The following is a 17,660-nucleotide window of genomic DNA, read 5'->3' as shown; positions in this document are numbered from 1 at the left end:
GTCAAGAATTTAATAGTGAAATTATTTAAATCAATTTGAGCCAATTTTTTGCTGCTTTTTTCAGGAGAAAAAAGAGAGTAATACAATTCACCATTACTATTTATATGTATAATATTTAAAATATCATTACTATCTATCTCAATACTGTAGTCTAAAATATCTGTATATAGAATATTAGTTTTAGAGAAGAGGCTGGAATCTTTAAAATTCTCTTCTACTAGAGCGTTTAAACTATTCAAATAGTATTTATAGTATTGGTTTTTAGATGTCCTTATAGTATGGCATAGGTTATTATAAATCATTACACCACCACCTTTGTTACATTTACTTTCTCAAAATTTATAATTTTCTTATGTAAATATATGAATATTGAAAAAAAAATATCACACTTTTGAAATTTATGAATATTATAAATAGGGGAGGTCTGATTTTAAATGGCGGAAAAAAAAGAGGATATTCGAGTACACGATTGCGATAAAGTATATATAGGAAACTTATCACTAAATACATTAATAGTACTAGATGCATTGAATAATCAAATAATTAAAAAATATGATGTATCTATAGGAACAAAGGATATTTTCGTTGATGGCATTGGAAACGTCTATGCAGTAAGCAGCTTGGATGGAACAATTACAATAATAAGAAGAGATGAAAATATAGATATACTAAGTATAGAGAATGATGGATATGCTGCAGTTGATCATATTATTAACAGGATATACGTAACTAACGGTGGCTGTCTTAACATATATGATCTATCAAGCTGTGACAAAATAGCTTCAATAGACGGACTTGATAGCCCCTCATACATCAAGATTGATATACAAGATAACAAGTTATATATAGTTGATAGAAATTCTATAAAAACATTTGATACAATAACCTTAGAGTACACAGGAGAAATCTATGCACCAGATAATATCAATAATATTTGTTTTGGAAACGATAAAAAAATATATATATCTTATGGTAATGCACCATTAAGCTGTGGTATAGAAATATATGATATATTCAGAAAAGGAATAATAAATACGATAAAAGGAAACGAGTTTATTAACCCTGGAGCTATGGCAGTAATCAACAATATGCTATATGTAGCAAATAACATTAGCAAGGGAAATATAAGAGTAATTGATTTACCAAACAGAAAGATATTGCCCGATATTGTGAATGTAGGGGCTAATCCAAGTTATATGCTAGCTTTTTTCAAAAAGAAAAAAATATATATTACGAATTCAGGCAGCGGGACTGTAAGCATTCTAGATGTTGTTAATAAGAGAGTGGAATCTATACTTATAGGAGCTGCTGCACAGCCATGTTGTATTGCATCTAACAATTTATATGAAGATATGAACATAGGAAGGACATCGGAGAAATTTAGCAATTTTATAGAAGGAGATATGAAAAGTTATATGTATATAATAGCGAAAAAAGTTTTTTCAAGCTATCAGCAGAGAATTTGTTTTCCAATTGTTAATATACCAATTCCTGAAGATTCGGAAAACATAAATTTTGAAAAGATACTTTTTGAAAATGGAAACATAGTTGAGGACTCTTTAATAATTAGTCCAATTGAGGACAGAGAGGATTATTCAAGAGTTCAGATGTCTATAGACATTCCGTATAGGACTGTGTTTAGCACAGAACAAGGAAACGTACTTAATATAAAAGGAACTCTCCCGCAAATATATAAAGATATTGTAGTTATGATACCGCACTCTAGGGATGAATATAAATATGAAATCGTAGTTGATACTAAATCTGAACAGCTTAATTCTGCAGCTATAGTTGAGGGGCAGATAAGAATTTCGGTAGGAGTATTCATTGTGATTAAGATAGTTGGTGATGTAGAAATAAAAATAGAAGATATAGGTTATGCAGCTGAGCCGCCAGAATGTGAAGAGTTTGAGGAAAGCCAGGAAGAAGATGTCTGTAAAGCATTCTTAGATTTTACGCAGACTCCGTTTCCACAGGATTTTTTCCCAGTAGATAATATTGAGTAGAGCAACTAGGACTTTCTAGTAAATATAATCTTACGAAACTATTTAAACAGGACAGGGCTTTTCAAGAAATATAGTCTTGAGATCTGTCCTGCTTAATAGGCTTCTCAACAGTCATTTTTATTAAAAGATGTCTTTAGTTTCACAATTTATTTAATTTTTATCTTATTTTTGTGGTATAGTATAATATTAGTTACAAGTATGAAAAATATTTATAAACTCAAGAATCCTAAGGAGAGATTATTTTGAATATAGATAACAAGGTTGAACTTTTAGCACCATGCGGTGATATGGAAAGCTTATATGCGGCTATTTGTAATGGTGCTGATGCAGTGTATTTAGGAGGAAACAAATTTTCCGCTAGAGCTTATGCTGAAAATTTTAATTTAGATAATATAAAAGAAGCTGTTAATTATTGTCACATATATGGAAAAAAACTATATGTTACGTTTAATACATTAATTAAAGAAAAAGAATTTAGTGAAGCGATGGATTATGTAAGCGGACTGTACGACGCTGGTGTAGATGCACTTATAGTGCAGGATATTGGAATAGCAGCAGCAATACATAAAGATTTTAAGAATTTTGAACTGCATGCATCTACTCAAATGAGTATTCATAATCAAAGCGGCTGCGAGATGCTTATGGCTGCAGGCTTTAAAAGAATAGTACTGGCTAGAGAATTGGCTATAGAAGAAATAAAGAAATTGTCAGCTGTTGTAGATACAGAAATCTTTATTCACGGGGCATTATGTGTGTGTTATTCTGGACAGTGTCTTATGAGCAGTATGATTGGCGGAAGAAGTGGAAATAGAGGAAGATGTGCTCAAAGCTGCAGAATGCCTTACACTTTAATCAATAGCGATAATGGGGAAAATAGAAGAGGTTATCTGCTTAGTACTAAGGATATAGCTACACTGGATAATATAGATAAAGTTGTTGAAAGCGGAACAAAATCATTAAAAATAGAAGGAAGAATGAAAAGACCTGAATATGTGGCCGGTATCGTGAGAAGTTATAGAAAAGCATTGGATAGTTACTATAGTGGTAATTGGCCATGCAATTTAGATAAAGAGAAAAAAATATTATTTCAGCTATTTAATAGAGAAGGCTTTTCTTCAGGGTATATTTTTGGAAATCATGGTAAGGAAATGATGGCCTATGAGAATCCTAAAAACAGTGGAATAAAAATAGGAAAAGTTGATAGTAACGGAGATATAAGGCTGGAAGACAACATAGCTGTTAAAGATGGATTTAGCATAGGGGAAAATGGAGCATTCATTAACAAGATAATATACAAAGGTAATGAGGTTCAGCACGCTGGAAAAAATCAAACAGTAAAGCTCTATCCTAATTTTAATAAGAAGGGTGCTGATGTATATAAGACTTCTGATAATCAATTAAATGAAGAACTTAGGGAAACTTTCAAGGATAAATACAGTAAAAAAATTAAGCTGGATGTTCAGATACAATTTAGTGTTGGCTCTAAACTGGCATTATATACAGTTTATAATGGAATTAAATATGAATATAAAGGTGAAATTGTAGAAAAGGCTATTCATAAGCCAGTCACCCAGCAATTTATAATAGAAAAAATTCAGAAAACTGGTAACACTCCTTTTGAAATAGAAAATATAGATTTTCTAAGCTATGATGAAGGATTTATGGCTGCTGCTGCAATTAATGATTCTAGAAGAATGTTGTTAGAACAAGTAAAAAATGGTATTCTAAGTAGTTATAGTAGGAAAGTCGATGAATATAAATCTAAGGTTAACAGCGCAGTGTTAGAGGGTGAAAAACCGGTAGTCTGCCATATGCCTCAATATATGTTTACAGTAGTGGGAAAAGATCAATTAAAAGCTTTAGAGGAACTAAATATAGAAACGGTAGCATTGGATTTATATAAGAGAAAACTGTATGATATAAATTTACAGGAAGTTAGCATACCTAATATATACATTAAACTTCCTCCGATAATTAGAAATGAATTTAGCACAATAATTGCTTTTATTGAAAAAAATGCTCATAATATAAAAGGAATTATTACATCAAATTATGGAATATTACAGTATTTTAAGAATAAGTTATGCTGTATTGGAGATTATAAACTTAATATTTTTAATTCTGAAGCTCAAGAATTTATTAGGGATTACTGTGGTGCTGCTGCACTAAGTGTGGAATTAAATAGAAGCGATATAAAACAGATTATTGAAAAAAATCGTAACAACAAATTTAACAATATGGTACTAATATATGGTAAAATAGAACTTATGGTAAGTGAATACTGTGCTGTAGGAAGCGTGCTTGGGGGAAATACGATAAAAAAATCATGTAATGAGAAGTGTATGGGAGGCAATTATGTTTTAAAAGATAGAATGGATAAAGAATTTGTGCTGAAGCAAGATATTTTTTGCAGAAGCTATATTTATAATAGTGTCCCAATAAACCTTACGGAGAATATTTCTGAACTTGGAAAACTTGGAATTAGGGGCTTTAGAGTTGATTTTATAGATGAGGACTATAATAGAACCTATGATATAGCGAAGAGTATTATAGAAAAGAAAGCTATAGAAGACGGAGAATTTACAAGAGGGCATTATAAAAGAGGAGTAGAATGACACATATGTTAATGTGCTGATGGGAGTGAAATATAATGGATGAAAGAGTTCTAAGAGTCTTAGAATTTGATAAAATAAAAGATAAAGTTGCAGAATACTGTCAAACTGCTGCAGGTAAGCAAAAAGTGAAGGATTTGAGGCCTTATGGAAATGCATATGATGCTACAGTTGCCTTAAAGGAGACGAATGGAGCGGTAGAACTTATTAATAAAAAGGGAATGCCGCCATTTGAAGGAATTTATGATGTAAGAAATGAGATATTAATGGCTAAAAAAGGAGCTAATCTTACGTGCTCAGGAATTTTTAGAATGGGTGGGCTGCTAAGATGCTCCAGAAGATTTATAGATTATGCACAGGATAATTATCTTGATAATATATGCAGAGGCATAACGACATTTAAAAGGCTTGAGGATGAAATTTTTAATGCTATAGTAAGTGAAGACGAGATAAGTGACAGAGCTACAGAAACTTTATTTAACCTGAGAAGAGAGCTAAAAACCAAGAATGCTTCTGTTAAAGATAGAGTTAACAGCTTAATTAGGAAATATTCAAAACTTCTTCAGGATGATTTGTATACGATGAGAGGTGACAGGTATGTTATACCTGTAAAATCTGAAAATAAGAGTGCAGTTCCAGGTATAGTACATGACCAGAGTGCCAGCGGAGCAACCTTGTTTATAGAACCGATGAGCCTTGTGGAGCTAAATAATGATATAAGAGAATTGATGCTTAAGGAAAAGGCAGAAATAGAGAGGATACTTGCAAATTTATCAAGGAAGATATACGACAATATTGATGGAATTGCGATTAATGCAGATATAGTCTGGGAATTGGATTTTATATTCGCTAAGGCACACTATGCGTCTGAGGTACAGGGAACATGTCCTCACATGACTGAAGATGGAAGCTTCGAAATAAAGAATGGAAGACATCCTCTCATAGATGACAAAGTAGTCGTTCCAATTACAGTGTATCTTGGAAAAGAATATAGTTCACTGATAATAACAGGACCCAATACAGGTGGTAAGACAGTAACGTTAAAAACCGTAGGGCTTTTGCATATTATGGCTATGAGTGGGTTATTTATACCGGCAGATGATAATTCTACTGTGAGCTATTATGATAATATATTTGCTGATATTGGTGACGAGCAAAGCATTGAACAAAATCTTTCTACGTTTTCTTCACATATGAAGAATATAGTATATATTATGGACAAGGCAGATGATAGAAGTCTTGCATTATTTGATGAGCTCGGAGCTGGTACAGATCCTGTAGAAGGAGCTGCACTTGCTATTGCAATTTTGGATAACCTTAAGCTTCGAGGAAGTAAAATAGTTGCTACAACACATTACAGTGAATTAAAAGCTTACGCGTTGAGTACTGAGGGAGTAGAAAATGCTTCTATGGAGTTTGACGTTGAAACACTTAAGCCAACCTATAGATTACTTGTAGGTATACCGGGAAAATCTAACGCATTTGAGATATCGAAAAGGCTTGGACTTACAAATAACATAATTGAAGATGCAAAAAAGAATGTTTCAAACACAGCAATGAAGTTTGAAGATTTAATTATGACATTGCAGCAGAGAACCATTGAAGCGGAAGATAACTTAAGAGAAGCAGCTTCTATGAAGATGGAGGCTAAAACACTAAAAGAAAAATATGAGAAGAAGTTTGCAAGTTTTGAAAAGAACAAGGACAATATGATTCAAAATGCAAATAGAGAGGCTAAACAAGTTATTAGACAGGCAAAGGAAGAGGCCGATGATATACTTAAAAATATAAGAGAACTTGAAAAGATAGGCTACGGAAGTGATGTTTCAGGGAAACTTGAAAACGAAAGACGAAAGCTTAGAGATAAACTTGATGTAATGGAAGCAAAAACTAGTTATAAGAAGGATGTAAAACCATCGAAAACTCCTAAGAAAGTAGAACTTGGTCAGGAGCTTATATTAAACTCCTTGAATCAGAAGGTAACAGTACTGACGCTTCCAGATAGTAAAGGAGATCTTCAGGTTCAAGCAGGTATAATGAAAGTAAGTGTTAACCTTAAGGACTTAAGTGAAGGCTCTGGGGTGGCAAATAAAAATATAAGTAAGAAAGAAAAAAGAGAAGTTAAGCTAAATTTAAGCCGGGTTGAAAGTTCTGTGGATTTAAGAGGATTAGATGCTGAAGAGGCTATGTATAAAGTGGATAAATATCTAGACGATGCATACATGGCTGGCCTTGGCGAAGTTACTATTATCCATGGAAAGGGTACAGGAATCTTAAGAAATGCTATAACTGATATGCTGAAACACCATCCTCATGTTAAAAGTCATAGGCTTGGAGGATATTCAGAAGGTGGTACTGGAGCTACAGTTGTAGAGCTTAAGTAAGAGTAAGGAAAAAAGAGAAAAGAGAAAAGAGATGGAAGAAATTTCGTATAATGAAATTTAACATTTATGTTCATTCGTACTCTTTTCTCTTTTTAGTCTCTAGGAAATGTTCATGAAAGCGTGCTTTCAGCAAGTAGAATGAAAAAGTAATCTTCTTTTTCGTAGGGATTTATGATTTTTGCCAATTGTGGATAACTTTCTACTATGTATGAATAAATTGTATATGTTGTTAAAAAAGATACAATTATATAATATGTGAAGTAATATGAAGAAAGCTCTTAAGAAAATACTAATAAATAAATAAACAAGAAAAATAATTTGTGAGAAGAAATATAGAAAATAATACTTTGTAAATGCATAGAGTCGCGACATAAGGTAGGAAGTGATTGGAGGAGGCATTTTCCAGCCGACGGAAATCACTTCCTACCCTTTTTTATTCTCTAAAGTCTTACTATTTTTATATAGTTTACGTCAGGATCTTCTGTTCCTTGAACATATAGTCCAACTTTTTTTAGTTTAGTTATATAGTCGACAATTTCGGCAGTTATTTTTTCACCAGGACAAAGTACTGGTATCCCGGGTGGATAAGCCATTAGAAATTCACCACTGACAAATCCTATACTGTCATTAAGTTTTACAGAAGTCTTTATGGAATTAAAAGCCTGTCTTGGATTAAGCAGGGCTTCAGGTATTTTAGGCACATCTATAAAATCAGGCTTTGCATCTGAATGATTATTATGAGTTTTGCTTATTTCAGTCAATGCATTCAGAAGCTTATCTATGTTTTCTTTAGTGTCTCCGAAAGAACCTACCGCAAGACCATTATACAAATCTGAAAGCTCCAATTGAATGTGATATTTTTCTGAAAGCAGAACATCCAGCTCATAGCCAGTGATGCCTAAATCCCTGCAGGTAATAGTTATTTTGGTAGGATCAAAAGCGAATAGCCCTGGTTCACCTAAAATCTCGTCACCAAAACAATAAAAACCGGATATCTGATTAATTCGTGCTCTAGCATAATTAGATAAATCTATAGCGTAATCTAAAAGCTGTTTTCCTTCAACAGCTATTTGTCTTCTTGCACAGTCTAAAGAAGCCATTAGAATATATGAAGGAGATGTGGTCTGCAGCAGATTGAGTACTTGCTGAACTCTTGCCGGATCAATTCTAGTGCTTTTAACTTGAAGTAATGAAGCCTGTGTCATCGCACCTATAATTTTATGAGTACTTTGAGCACACATATCTGCTCCTGCCTGCATGGCTGAGATAGGGAGTCTGTTGTTGAAAATTAAATGAGGTCCGTGTGCTTCATCAACAATTAGAGGAATATCATATTTGTGAACTATGTCAGCTATCTTTTTAATGTCAGTAGCTACTCCATAATATGTGGGATTTATAATTAGAACAGCTTTCGCATCCGGATGCTGTCTTAGAGTGTTTTCAACAGTTTCAGCCGTCACACCATGAGCAATCCCAATACGTTTATCAAGTTCAGGCTGCATGAATATCGGAACGGCTCCACTGAGGATAATGCCAGAAGTTATTGATTTGTGAGTGTTTCTCGGGATAATTATTTTATCTCCATTAGAAACCACTGAAAGTATCATGGCCTGTATAGCACCAGAAGTGCCATGAATGGAGAAAAAACATGCATCTGAGCCGTAGGCATCAGCTGCTAGTTCCTGTGCTTTTTTTATCGCCCCAGTGGGATGATGCAAGCTATCTACTGTCTTAAATACAGTTACATCTATTTTGAAAACATTTTCGCCTATGAAATTTTTAAATTCTTTGTCAACACCAATACCTTTTTTATGACCTGGAACGTGAAAAGGGATAGTTTCTCTATTTACGTATTTCATTAGAGCATCGAACAAAGGGGTTTCGTTTTGATCAAATTTATACATTATAACACACCTCTTCTTAGTATTATATCCAGAAAGAAGGATTACTATAATCATTAAATTGATTGCATAAGAGATATAAATTAAGAATTAATAATGAGGATTTAGAAAAGAAGATGAAAAATCTTCATTATTCACTGTTTATATAAGATTAAGGGAAACTGAATAGATAAACTCATTTTTGGTAATAATTCATAATATGGAAAATTAAATTTAGAAAAGGAGAATTAAAAAATGAGTAATACACAAGAAATTAGTTTTACCCATAGAAGTGACGATATTAACGTAAATCAGATAAGAAGACAGGGGGATGTACCAGGAATACTATATGGAAGTCATAAGAAGAACGTAATGGTTAAGATATCAAGAAGGCGATTAATGGAAGAAGTATCATCAGAGGGATGGCATAGTCTTAAGAACATTGATATTGACGGTGAAAAATATACTGCAATAATTAAGGAAATTCAGACAGATTCGTTGACACATAAGATAATTCATATAGATTTAGAAACGGTAAAGCCTACAGAAATGGTAACTACAGAATTACCAGTAAGGTTTTTGCAAAATAAAAATGTTTCTAAATCTGGAGCTATACTTCAAAAAGAAAAGGATACTGTAAAAGTAAGGTGTTCTGCACAAAATGTACCTGAATTCCTTAAGGTGACCATAAATCCTCAAATCACTACTGTCTACAGGATTGCTAATATAGAAGCTTCAGAAGAGATAACTTTCGTTGATGATCCCAAAACAGTGTTAGCATCACTGCAATCTGGCAGTTATGCAGCACAGGAGGATGAGCCAGATGATGAAAAAAATATGTAGGAATAAACTTTTATCATTTTAATCTAAAAATTGTAAATCAAAATTATTTTTAGTATAATGAGTATTGTATGAAATGTTATTAATATTTTAATGTTTGACTTATTATAGCTTCATATGTGATATTATTAACTAAAATAATATAGCATTTTAATATTTAGAGGAGGATGGCTATGTCATATAAAGAGAAATATGCATCATGGACAAATTCACAGCTTATAGATTCTCAAACAAAAAAAGAATTATTAGAGCTTACAGATGAAAAAGCGATTGAGGACAGGTTTTATAAAGATTTGGAGTTTGGTACTGGAGGGCTTAGAGGAATTATAGGTGCAGGAACTAATAGAATGAACGTCTATACAGTTGGAAAAGCTACTCAGGGATTGGCACAGTACTTATTAAATACATATGGAGATACTGCTACTGTTGCTATAGCCCATGATTCAAGAAACATGTCAACTGAATTTTCTGAAACAGCAGCACGAGTACTTAGTGCAAATGGAATAAAAGTATATCTTTATGAAAGCCTTAGACCAACGCCAGTACTTTCATTTACTGTAAGACATTTGGACTGCAAAGCAGGAATCGTAATTACGGCATCACATAATCCAAAACAATACAACGGATATAAGGTATACGGTGAAGATGGAGGTCAGGTTACAGATAAGGCTGCTAAGGAAATATTATCGTACATAGAAGCAATACAGGATTTCTCAGAAATTAAAAAGGTAAGTTTTGAAGAAGGAAAAAAGAACGGAAAAATTGAAATTATCGGAGAAAATGTAGATAAAGTATATATTGATAAGGTTAAGGGCCTAACCGTAAGAGAAGACCTAGTAAAAGAACATGCTAGAGATTTAAAAATAATCTATACGCCTATACATGGAAGTGGAAATATACCGGTAAGAAGGGTTCTAAAGGAACTAGGCTACACTAATTTAACTGTTGTAAAGGAACAGGAACTTCCGGATGGCAATTTTCCAACTGCACCGTACCCAAATCCTGAAGATCCAAAAGTATTTAATATAGCATTAAATATGGCTAAAGAAATTCAACCAGATATAATATTCGGCACTGATCCTGACTGTGACCGTATTGGTGTAGTTGTAAAAACAAACACTGGTGAATATAAAGTACTTACTGGAAATCAAACGGGAGTTTTATTAACTCATTATATGATAACTTCAATGAAAGAAATGAATAAGTTAGCTAATGACAGTGTTATTATTAAAACGATAGTAACTACTGAAATGGCTAATAAAATTGCTGATGCCTATGGTATAGAATATATGGATGTATTAACAGGCTTCAAGTATATAGGAGAAAAGATAAAGGAATTTGAGCAGAATCGAAATCATACATATTTGTTTGGCTTTGAAGAGAGTTATGGATATTTAGCGGGAAATTTTGTACGTGATAAAGATGCAGTTATAGCTTCTATGCTTATATGTGAAATGACTCTATATTATAAGAGTAAAGGAAAGACTCTTTATGAAGCTTTAATGAACTTGTATAAAACTTACGGATGTTTTAAAGAGCAGCTTGTATCTATTGAGCTCCAAGGTAAAGAAGGTCAAGAGAAGATAGCTAAAGCTATAGACTATTTAAGAAATTCGTTAGATTACAAAGCAGAAGGACTTAATGTAATAAGAAAGTCAGATTATAAACTAAGTAAGGAATATGACATAAAAAATGCTAAAGAAAGTGATATTAAACTTCCAAAATCTAACGTACTTAAATTTAGATTTGAGGATGGTTCTTGGTTTGTTGTTAGACCATCCGGTACAGAACCTAAGATGAAAGTTTATCTTTCAGTAACAGGACAATCCATTGAAGACTCTGAAGCTAAGATGGATGAATTTAAAAATAGAATAATGGAACTTATAGATAAAGCTTGCAATATATAAACTAGAGAGTCTAGTAACTAGATGTTAGGTGGAATGGTATGTTAAATAAAAGTAAGGTATCTTCCAAATTGTCAGAACTTTTATTTCTTGAATTGAAGGAAGAGGTACTTCTTAAAATTTTTGGATATACATCAGATAATGAATTATATTTTCCGATTAAATCTAAAAACATAATTAATGATTTACAAAGTGGAGATCAGTTAGAGAATATACCCGTGAAATACTTTATTGAGGGTATGTCCTTTATATTAGGATGTGATAACCAGTTTAGGTATGCTAAAGAGTATTTAAGGATTCTAAAGAAAAATAGTTGGTCGATGCAACTTATTAATTCCTTTATTGCTGAAAGCATAAAAAATTCGCAGCAGATAGATGCATACGTGTTTTTAAGAGCTGAATATACGGTAGATGAAAGCAGCGTAAATTATGAAAAACTTATAAGCTTTATATATGAATCAAAAGAAGTATATAATGCCTATAAAGATGATTTTTTGGATATTGTAAGTGAAGGAAAAAATAAAAAATATGCAATGGCATTTTTATACGAAAGTTTATATTTTAATGATACAGGAGATTACTCTTCGGCATGGGATAGCTTAAATTTATATTACAGTTATGATGGTAAAAACAATGAAAGTATATTAAGGTATAAAGATGATCTGATGATTATGGCTGACTTTGAGAAGGGAAAAGATAATGTTAACGCAGATCCAAAACTTGCTTTTAAACTTCTTGTGCCGCTGATTGATAAACTTCCGGATAATGCATTCTTATATTTTTATATTGCAGTAGCTTGCAGAAATTTAGGATTATATGAAAAGGCTATTTATTACCTAAATGAGGCTAAGTCCATTGATGATACAATCATTGATATATATAATGAAATAGGGTTAAATTATGCTCAAATAGGTAATTTCCAAGAAGCAATAAAATATTTTAGGAAGATTTTTGAAGCTACAAAAGCTATAGATGTATGTACTAATTTGATTATGTGCTATATAAATATAGGAGATAAAAAGAACGCTTTACTGCATTTGGAGATTGCTAAAAAAATGAATAAAGATGATGATATAGTAAAGCAGTTAGAAAAACTGATCTAAATAAAATTAGATATAATTGGAGGTTGGAAATGAAAGTAAAAAAAGCTATAATTCCAGCAGCAGGTCTGGGTACAAGATTTTTGCCAGCCACAAAGGCTCAGCCTAAAGAAATGTTACCAATAGTAGATAAGCCTACTATTCAGTATATAATTGAAGAAGCTGTGGCTTCTGGCATAGAAGAAATTTTAGTTATTACGGGAAGAAATAAGAGGGCGATAGAAGACCACTTTGATAAATCAGTAGAGCTTGAACAGGAGCTGGAACTACATAAAAAAAATCAGTTGTTAAACATGGTAAAAGAAATATCTCAAATGGCAAATATCTATTACATAAGGCAGAAGGAGCCTAAGGGTTTAGGACACGCTATTAGTTGTGCGAGAACCTTTGTTGGAAATGAACCTTTTGCTGTAATGTTAGGTGATGATGTAGTTGACAGTGAAATTCCTTGCTTGAAGCAGCTTATTGACTGCTATAATGAATTTAAGACCACGATACTTGGAGTTCAGGAAGTTCCGAAAAATGATGTGAATAAATATGGTATTGTTAAAGGAATGTATATCGAAGATAATGTATATAAGGTAAAAGATTTAGTAGAAAAACCAAGTATAGAGGAAGCACCTTCTAATGTGGCTATACTTGGCAGATACATAATTACACCTCAGATATTTGATATACTTGATAAAACTACACCTGGAAAGGCTGGAGAAATACAACTTACGGATGCATTAAGAACATTAATGAATTCTGAAGCAATGTATGCATATAGTTTTTCTGGCAGAAGATATGATGTAGGGGACAAGTTAGGATTTCTACAGGCAAGTATAGAATTTGCATTAAAGAGAGATGACTTAAAATATAGCTTAGTAGAATATCTTAAGACTCTGAAACATAACAAGGATTTTTCTCAGTTATTTAACAATACGGAAAAAAAAGCAGATTAGCAAAATAAACTTTTTTAAATTAATGGCTCTTTCCAATGACGGAAAGGGCTATTAACTACTTAGAATCGATGTAAGTCCAATCATTCTTTAGTTTCTATAAGATTAATTATGAATAGTTTTTGGATAATGCTAAATAATAAAAGTATTTTGTGGATATTAAGAGTCAGGGCATAGGGTAGGAAGTGGTTGGAGGAGGCATTTTTTAGCCGACGTAAATCACTTCCTACCCTTTTTATGGAAGCTCGTTGAGGGTTTTAAATGTATAACCTTCAGCTTTCCACTTATTAATAAGCTCATGTAATATTTCGGCATTTGTCTTTGACACAGTGTGAAGTAAAATTATTGAACCGTTATGAGTTCTTTTTAGTAGCTTTTCCATAGCCTGCTGTTTATCAGGTTGTTTGTTAACATCCCAGTCAAAATAAGCCATACTCCAAAATATCGTTTTGTATCCAAGCTGCTTTGTGTAATTTAATGATAATTCACTATATTTTCCCATAGGAGGTCTAAAAAATTTAGGCATTTCTAAACCGGTAGTTTCTTTGTAAGTATTCTCCACCTCTCTTAGTTCTGAAGTGAATTTATCCATGTCTGATATTTTAGCCATGGAAGGATGGTGCCATGAATGATTACAAACAAGATGCCCCTCTTTTGCCATTCTATTTACGAGTTCTTTATTTGTATCAATATAAGGCTTAACTACAAAAAATGCTGCTTTGACATTTTGTTTTTTAAGTGTATCCAGTACTGGAGACGTATACCCATTTTCGTAGCCTTCGTCAAATGTAAGGTAAAGTTCCTTTTTAGTTCTATCCCCAACATAATAGGCAGAGTTTTCTTTTACTAGTTCCTCGATTTCACCCGGCATAGTAGGTGGAACACCATTATTATTTGGTATTGTATACCAGTTTAATTCATTCGTATTAGGAAGTAATACAGCAAGTATTAGCGGAATTAAAGAGCTGCATAAAATTTTAAATTTCATTTATTGAAAACCTCCTTTAAATTACCTATAAACACATTAATATGATATACTTATATAGAATTTATAGATTATTTGTTTATATAGAAATAACATACATATGCTTGGTTATATTAAATGTCGTACATGAGGTGAGCTATGAAGAATGCTTTTAAAGATGAAATAGAAAAATTATATTCCATAGTTCTTAGCACTGAGGATAGTATATGCAAAATCAATAAAATTAAAAGTTGTAAAGATTTCCTTGGAATTTCTCAAGAATCAACATTTTCAGATTATTATAATGATATTTGCAGACAAGAACATATAAAAGGAGTTGTTTATACTCCTAAAGAAATTGTTACGTATATGTTAGAAAACTCGATAAGCCCAAAGGATATTATTAATAATCCTTTTATAAAAATATTAGATCCTAGCTGCGGAGCTGGCAACATAATTATAGAATTACTAGAATATCTAGAAGGAATATACGTTAAAAATCTAGATAAAATCAATATTAACAGTGGATTGAATTTGAAAAAGGAAGATATAAAGAAGCATATTATTTCTAACAATATATTTGGATTAGATGTAGATGAATTGTCAATTAAGATTTTATTAATAGAACTTTATTTAAACAGTCAAGTTATAAACGAAGACAACTTTAAATGCACTGATTTCTTAATGAATAAAAGTTTGTTTCAACAAAAAAAATTTGATATTATTTTAGGTAATCCACCGTATATCGGAAGAAAATCTATCGATAGAAATTATTCAGATCTTATTAAAAAGGAGTACAGAGAAATATACGGCGATAAGAGCGATTTATCCTATTGCTTTTTTAAGAAGGCGCTGCAGGTGTGTGAAAATAACTTTAAAATTTGCTTTATTGTTTCAAGATATTTTCTAGAATCATTAAGCGGAAGCAACTTGAGAAAATATATACTAAATAATAGCAGCATATATAAAATTACTGATTTTTATGGAAAAAGACCTTTTAAAAATATAGGTATAGATCCTGTAATTATATTTTTATCCGACAAAGGTTATAAAAATATAGAAGTCGACAAAGTCGTAAGCGAATGCAAGATAAATGATAATTTTAAGAATAAAATGGTTACTTTCTGCATGAAAGCAGCTACACTTTCAGATGAACCTTGGCGGCTTCAACCAGAAAATAAATTAAAAGTTTTAGAAAAGATTGAAGATAGATGTAATGTGTCATTAAAAGAAATAGGTGATTTTTATCAGGGAATAATAACCGGATGTGACAAAGCATTTATTGTAACTAAGGATGCTATTGAGGAGAATAATATAGAGAAAGATCTTTTAAGGCGATGGATAAAGAACTCAGATATACATGTTAATTATATTAAGGATAGAGGATTATTCTTAATTTATGCAGATGATATAATCGACGAAAATAAATATCCTAACGCAATTACATATATAGGCAGATATAAAGAAAGACTTGCTAAACGTCGTGAATGCATAAATAGCAGACGTAAATGGTATGAGCTGCAATGGGGCAGAGATGAGAGTATTTTTAGGAAACAGAAAATAATATTTCCTTATAAAAGTAATCATAATATATTTACTAAAAGCTCTAATGAGTTTTTTAGTGCTGATATTTATGCTCTTTTAATAAAAGATACAGTAAAAGCATCTTATGATTATCTCTCGATGCTTTTAAATAGCCCTATATATGAGTTTTACTTCAAATGTTTTGGTAAAAAGATGGGAAGAGATATATATGAGTATTACCCTAATAATGTAGAAAGACTTAAGATACCATTACTTGAACATAACAGGATTAATAATGAAAATGACTTGTATGAATATTTTGAGTTAAATTCAACGGAAAAGAAACTTATACTCAAAACCGTTAAGCAGTGAAGTGTGAGTGGAGAATATTTAGCAATTAAGAAAGGAATTCGGCTTAAACCGGATTCCTTTAATAAGTAACCATGTATTAGCGAATGATATCTTCTATAAATTTAGGAAGAGTAAAGCAGGCATTATGCAGTTTAGCGGTATAATATTTCAATTTCATATCTTCTGGCAAATCAACTTTAACTGATTCAGGATCATATTTCTTAGAACCAATTGTGAAACTCCAATAGCCGGATGGATATGTTGGAATTGCTGCCATAAACAGTTTAGTTATTGGAAATACTGCTTTTGCATCCTTATAAACTTTTTTAACTACATCAGGTAAATAAAACGGAGTTTCTGTCTGAGCTACGAATATTCCGTCCTCTGTCAGACAGTCAAAGATTTCTTTGTAAAAACTGCCGCCAAATAAACCTTCTGCTGCTCCAAAAGGATCAGTAGAATCAACTATAATAACATCGAATTCGTTTTTATGCTCATGGACATACTTTATTCCATCGCCTACAAATACTTCACAGCGAGGATTATCCAGTGCATAGCTTATTTCTGGAAGATGCTTTTTACATTCTTCAATAACGCATCCGTCTATTTCACATAATACGGCCTTTTCAACAGATGGATGTTTTAATATTTCTCTTATAGCACCGCCATCACCGCCGCCGACTACTAAAACTTTCTTTGGATTAGGATGAGTAAACAGGGGAATATGAGTTATCATTTCATGATATACATATTCGTCCTTAATAGTAGTTTGAACGATACCATCTAGTACAAGCATCCTTCCAAATGCATATGTATCAACAATAGCTAGATCCTGATATGGAGTCATTCGTCTAACTAAAGTTTCTTTAATTTTATAAGTCATAACTGCATCTTCAATTTGTCCTTCCTTTAACCAAAGTTCCATTTGCAAACCTCCAAAATTTAATTTAATCATAAGAATTAATAAATATAATTATAACAAGCATGAACTTTAGTTACAAGGGTGTACATCGGTGCTGTATATAAAAAATAATTTTTTAAAATTGGATTTAGCTGAATAAAAAAAATCAATGTGGCAATAATTATGAAATGATAGAAAAAAATGTTAATTATAGGAGGATTTTTATAATTATAATAGAAATATATAATAGAGC

The 17,660-nt window shown here is 31.9% G+C and carries 12 protein-coding genes; 8 read left to right on the top strand and 4 right to left on the bottom strand.

From position 1 onward, the window contains the following. The coding region (locus CLORY_RS20335) for a hypothetical protein (protein ID WP_139376108.1) at positions 1-302 on the bottom strand (302 nt) is incomplete at its 3' end. 132 nt (positions 303-434) lie between these two features. Here CLORY_RS20335 and CLORY_RS20330 point away from each other — a divergent pair. The 3 genes from CLORY_RS20330 (at position 435) to CLORY_RS20320 (ending at position 7,002) form a co-directional block, all read left to right on the top strand. Continuing rightward, the gene (locus CLORY_RS20330; protein ID WP_079427986.1) at positions 435-2,006 is read left to right on the top strand and encodes a YncE family protein; all 1,572 of its coding nucleotides are present in this window, start codon (positions 435-437) and stop codon (positions 2,004-2,006) included. 242 nt (positions 2,007-2,248) lie between these two features. Beyond that, the gene (locus CLORY_RS20325; RefSeq protein WP_479723563.1) at positions 2,249-4,621 is read left to right on the top strand and encodes a U32 family peptidase; all 2,373 of its coding nucleotides are present in this window, start codon (positions 2,249-2,251) and stop codon (positions 4,619-4,621) included. 35 nt (positions 4,622-4,656) lie between these two features. Next, complete coding sequence (locus CLORY_RS20320) at positions 4,657-7,002, top strand: endonuclease MutS2 (RefSeq protein WP_079427984.1); 2,346 nt, start codon at positions 4,657-4,659, stop codon at positions 7,000-7,002. Between the two features lie 440 nt (positions 7,003-7,442). Here the strand turns inward: CLORY_RS20320 and CLORY_RS20315 are convergent, their stop codons facing one another. Then, positions 7,443-8,906 carry an aminotransferase class I/II-fold pyridoxal phosphate-dependent enzyme gene (locus CLORY_RS20315; RefSeq protein WP_079427982.1) on the bottom strand — a complete coding sequence of 488 codons (1,464 nt, stop codon included), beginning with the start codon at positions 8,904-8,906 and terminating at the stop codon, positions 7,443-7,445. 231 nt (positions 8,907-9,137) lie between these two features. Between CLORY_RS20315 and CLORY_RS20310 the strand changes: the two genes are divergently transcribed. From CLORY_RS20310 to galU, 4 genes are all read left to right on the top strand, one after another. Then, positions 9,138-9,725 (top strand): 50S ribosomal protein L25, encoded by a 588-nt coding sequence (locus tag CLORY_RS20310; protein WP_079427980.1) that lies wholly within the window; start codon positions 9,138-9,140, stop codon positions 9,723-9,725. A gap of 170 nt (positions 9,726-9,895) precedes the next feature. Then, positions 9,896-11,629, top strand: coding sequence for a phospho-sugar mutase (locus tag CLORY_RS20305; protein ID WP_079427978.1), 1,734 nt, complete (start codon positions 9,896-9,898; stop codon positions 11,627-11,629). A gap of 38 nt (positions 11,630-11,667) precedes the next feature. Next, positions 11,668-12,729, top strand: coding sequence for a tetratricopeptide repeat protein (locus CLORY_RS20300; protein WP_079427976.1), 1,062 nt, complete (start codon positions 11,668-11,670; stop codon positions 12,727-12,729). 29 nt (positions 12,730-12,758) lie between these two features. Next, on the top strand, positions 12,759-13,670 hold the full coding sequence (gene galU / locus CLORY_RS20295; RefSeq protein ID WP_079427974.1) for a UTP--glucose-1-phosphate uridylyltransferase GalU: 912 nt from the start codon (positions 12,759-12,761) through the stop codon (positions 13,668-13,670). Between the two features lie 232 nt (positions 13,671-13,902). Here the strand turns inward: galU and pdaA are convergent, their stop codons facing one another. Then, positions 13,903-14,655, bottom strand: coding sequence for a delta-lactam-biosynthetic de-N-acetylase (gene pdaA, locus CLORY_RS20290; RefSeq protein WP_079427972.1), 753 nt, complete (start codon positions 14,653-14,655; stop codon positions 13,903-13,905). Between the two features lie 135 nt (positions 14,656-14,790). On the opposite strand from pdaA, the gene CLORY_RS20285 reads away from it, so the two are divergent. Continuing rightward, positions 14,791-16,527: an Eco57I restriction-modification methylase domain-containing protein gene (locus CLORY_RS20285; RefSeq protein WP_079427970.1), complete on the top strand. Its 1,737-nt coding sequence runs from the start codon at positions 14,791-14,793 to the stop codon at positions 16,525-16,527. A 76-nt stretch (positions 16,528-16,603) separates the two neighbouring features. On the opposite strand, the gene speE is transcribed toward CLORY_RS20285, so the two are convergent. Beyond that, a complete protein-coding gene (gene speE / locus CLORY_RS20280) occupies positions 16,604-17,431 on the bottom strand; it encodes a polyamine aminopropyltransferase (protein ID WP_079427968.1) in 828 nt (275 codons plus the stop codon). Positions 17,432-17,660: the final 229 nt, after the last annotated feature.

The organism is Clostridium oryzae (assembly GCF_002029235.1).
GTDB classification, from domain to species: Bacteria; Bacillota; Clostridia; order Clostridiales; family Clostridiaceae; genus Clostridium_AE; species Clostridium_AE oryzae.
The sequence above is the reverse complement of the archived record's forward strand: the minus strand, read 5'-3'. Positions and strand labels throughout refer to the sequence as shown.

Excerpts from the sequence above, each read along its gene's own strand:
- CLORY_RS20330 (WP_079427986.1), top strand. The coding sequence starts at position 435 with ATGGCGGAAAAAAAAGAGGATATTCGAGTACACGATTGCGATAAAGTA.
- CLORY_RS20320 (WP_079427984.1), top strand. The coding sequence starts at position 4,657 with ATGGATGAAAGAGTTCTAAGAGTCTTAGAATTTGATAAAATAAAAGAT.
- CLORY_RS20315 (WP_079427982.1), bottom strand. The coding sequence starts at position 8,906 with ATGTATAAATTTGATCAAAACGAAACCCCTTTGTTCGATGCTCTAATG.
- CLORY_RS20310 (WP_079427980.1), top strand. The coding sequence starts at position 9,138 with ATGAGTAATACACAAGAAATTAGTTTTACCCATAGAAGTGACGATATT.
- CLORY_RS20305 (WP_079427978.1), top strand. The coding sequence starts at position 9,896 with ATGTCATATAAAGAGAAATATGCATCATGGACAAATTCACAGCTTATA.
- CLORY_RS20300 (WP_079427976.1), top strand. The coding sequence starts at position 11,668 with ATGTTAAATAAAAGTAAGGTATCTTCCAAATTGTCAGAACTTTTATTT.
- galU (WP_079427974.1), top strand. The coding sequence starts at position 12,759 with ATGAAAGTAAAAAAAGCTATAATTCCAGCAGCAGGTCTGGGTACAAGA.
- pdaA (WP_079427972.1), bottom strand. The coding sequence starts at position 14,655 with ATGAAATTTAAAATTTTATGCAGCTCTTTAATTCCGCTAATACTTGCT.
- CLORY_RS20285 (WP_079427970.1), top strand. The coding sequence starts at position 14,791 with ATGAAGAATGCTTTTAAAGATGAAATAGAAAAATTATATTCCATAGTT.
- speE (WP_079427968.1), bottom strand. The coding sequence starts at position 17,431 with ATGGAACTTTGGTTAAAGGAAGGACAAATTGAAGATGCAGTTATGACT.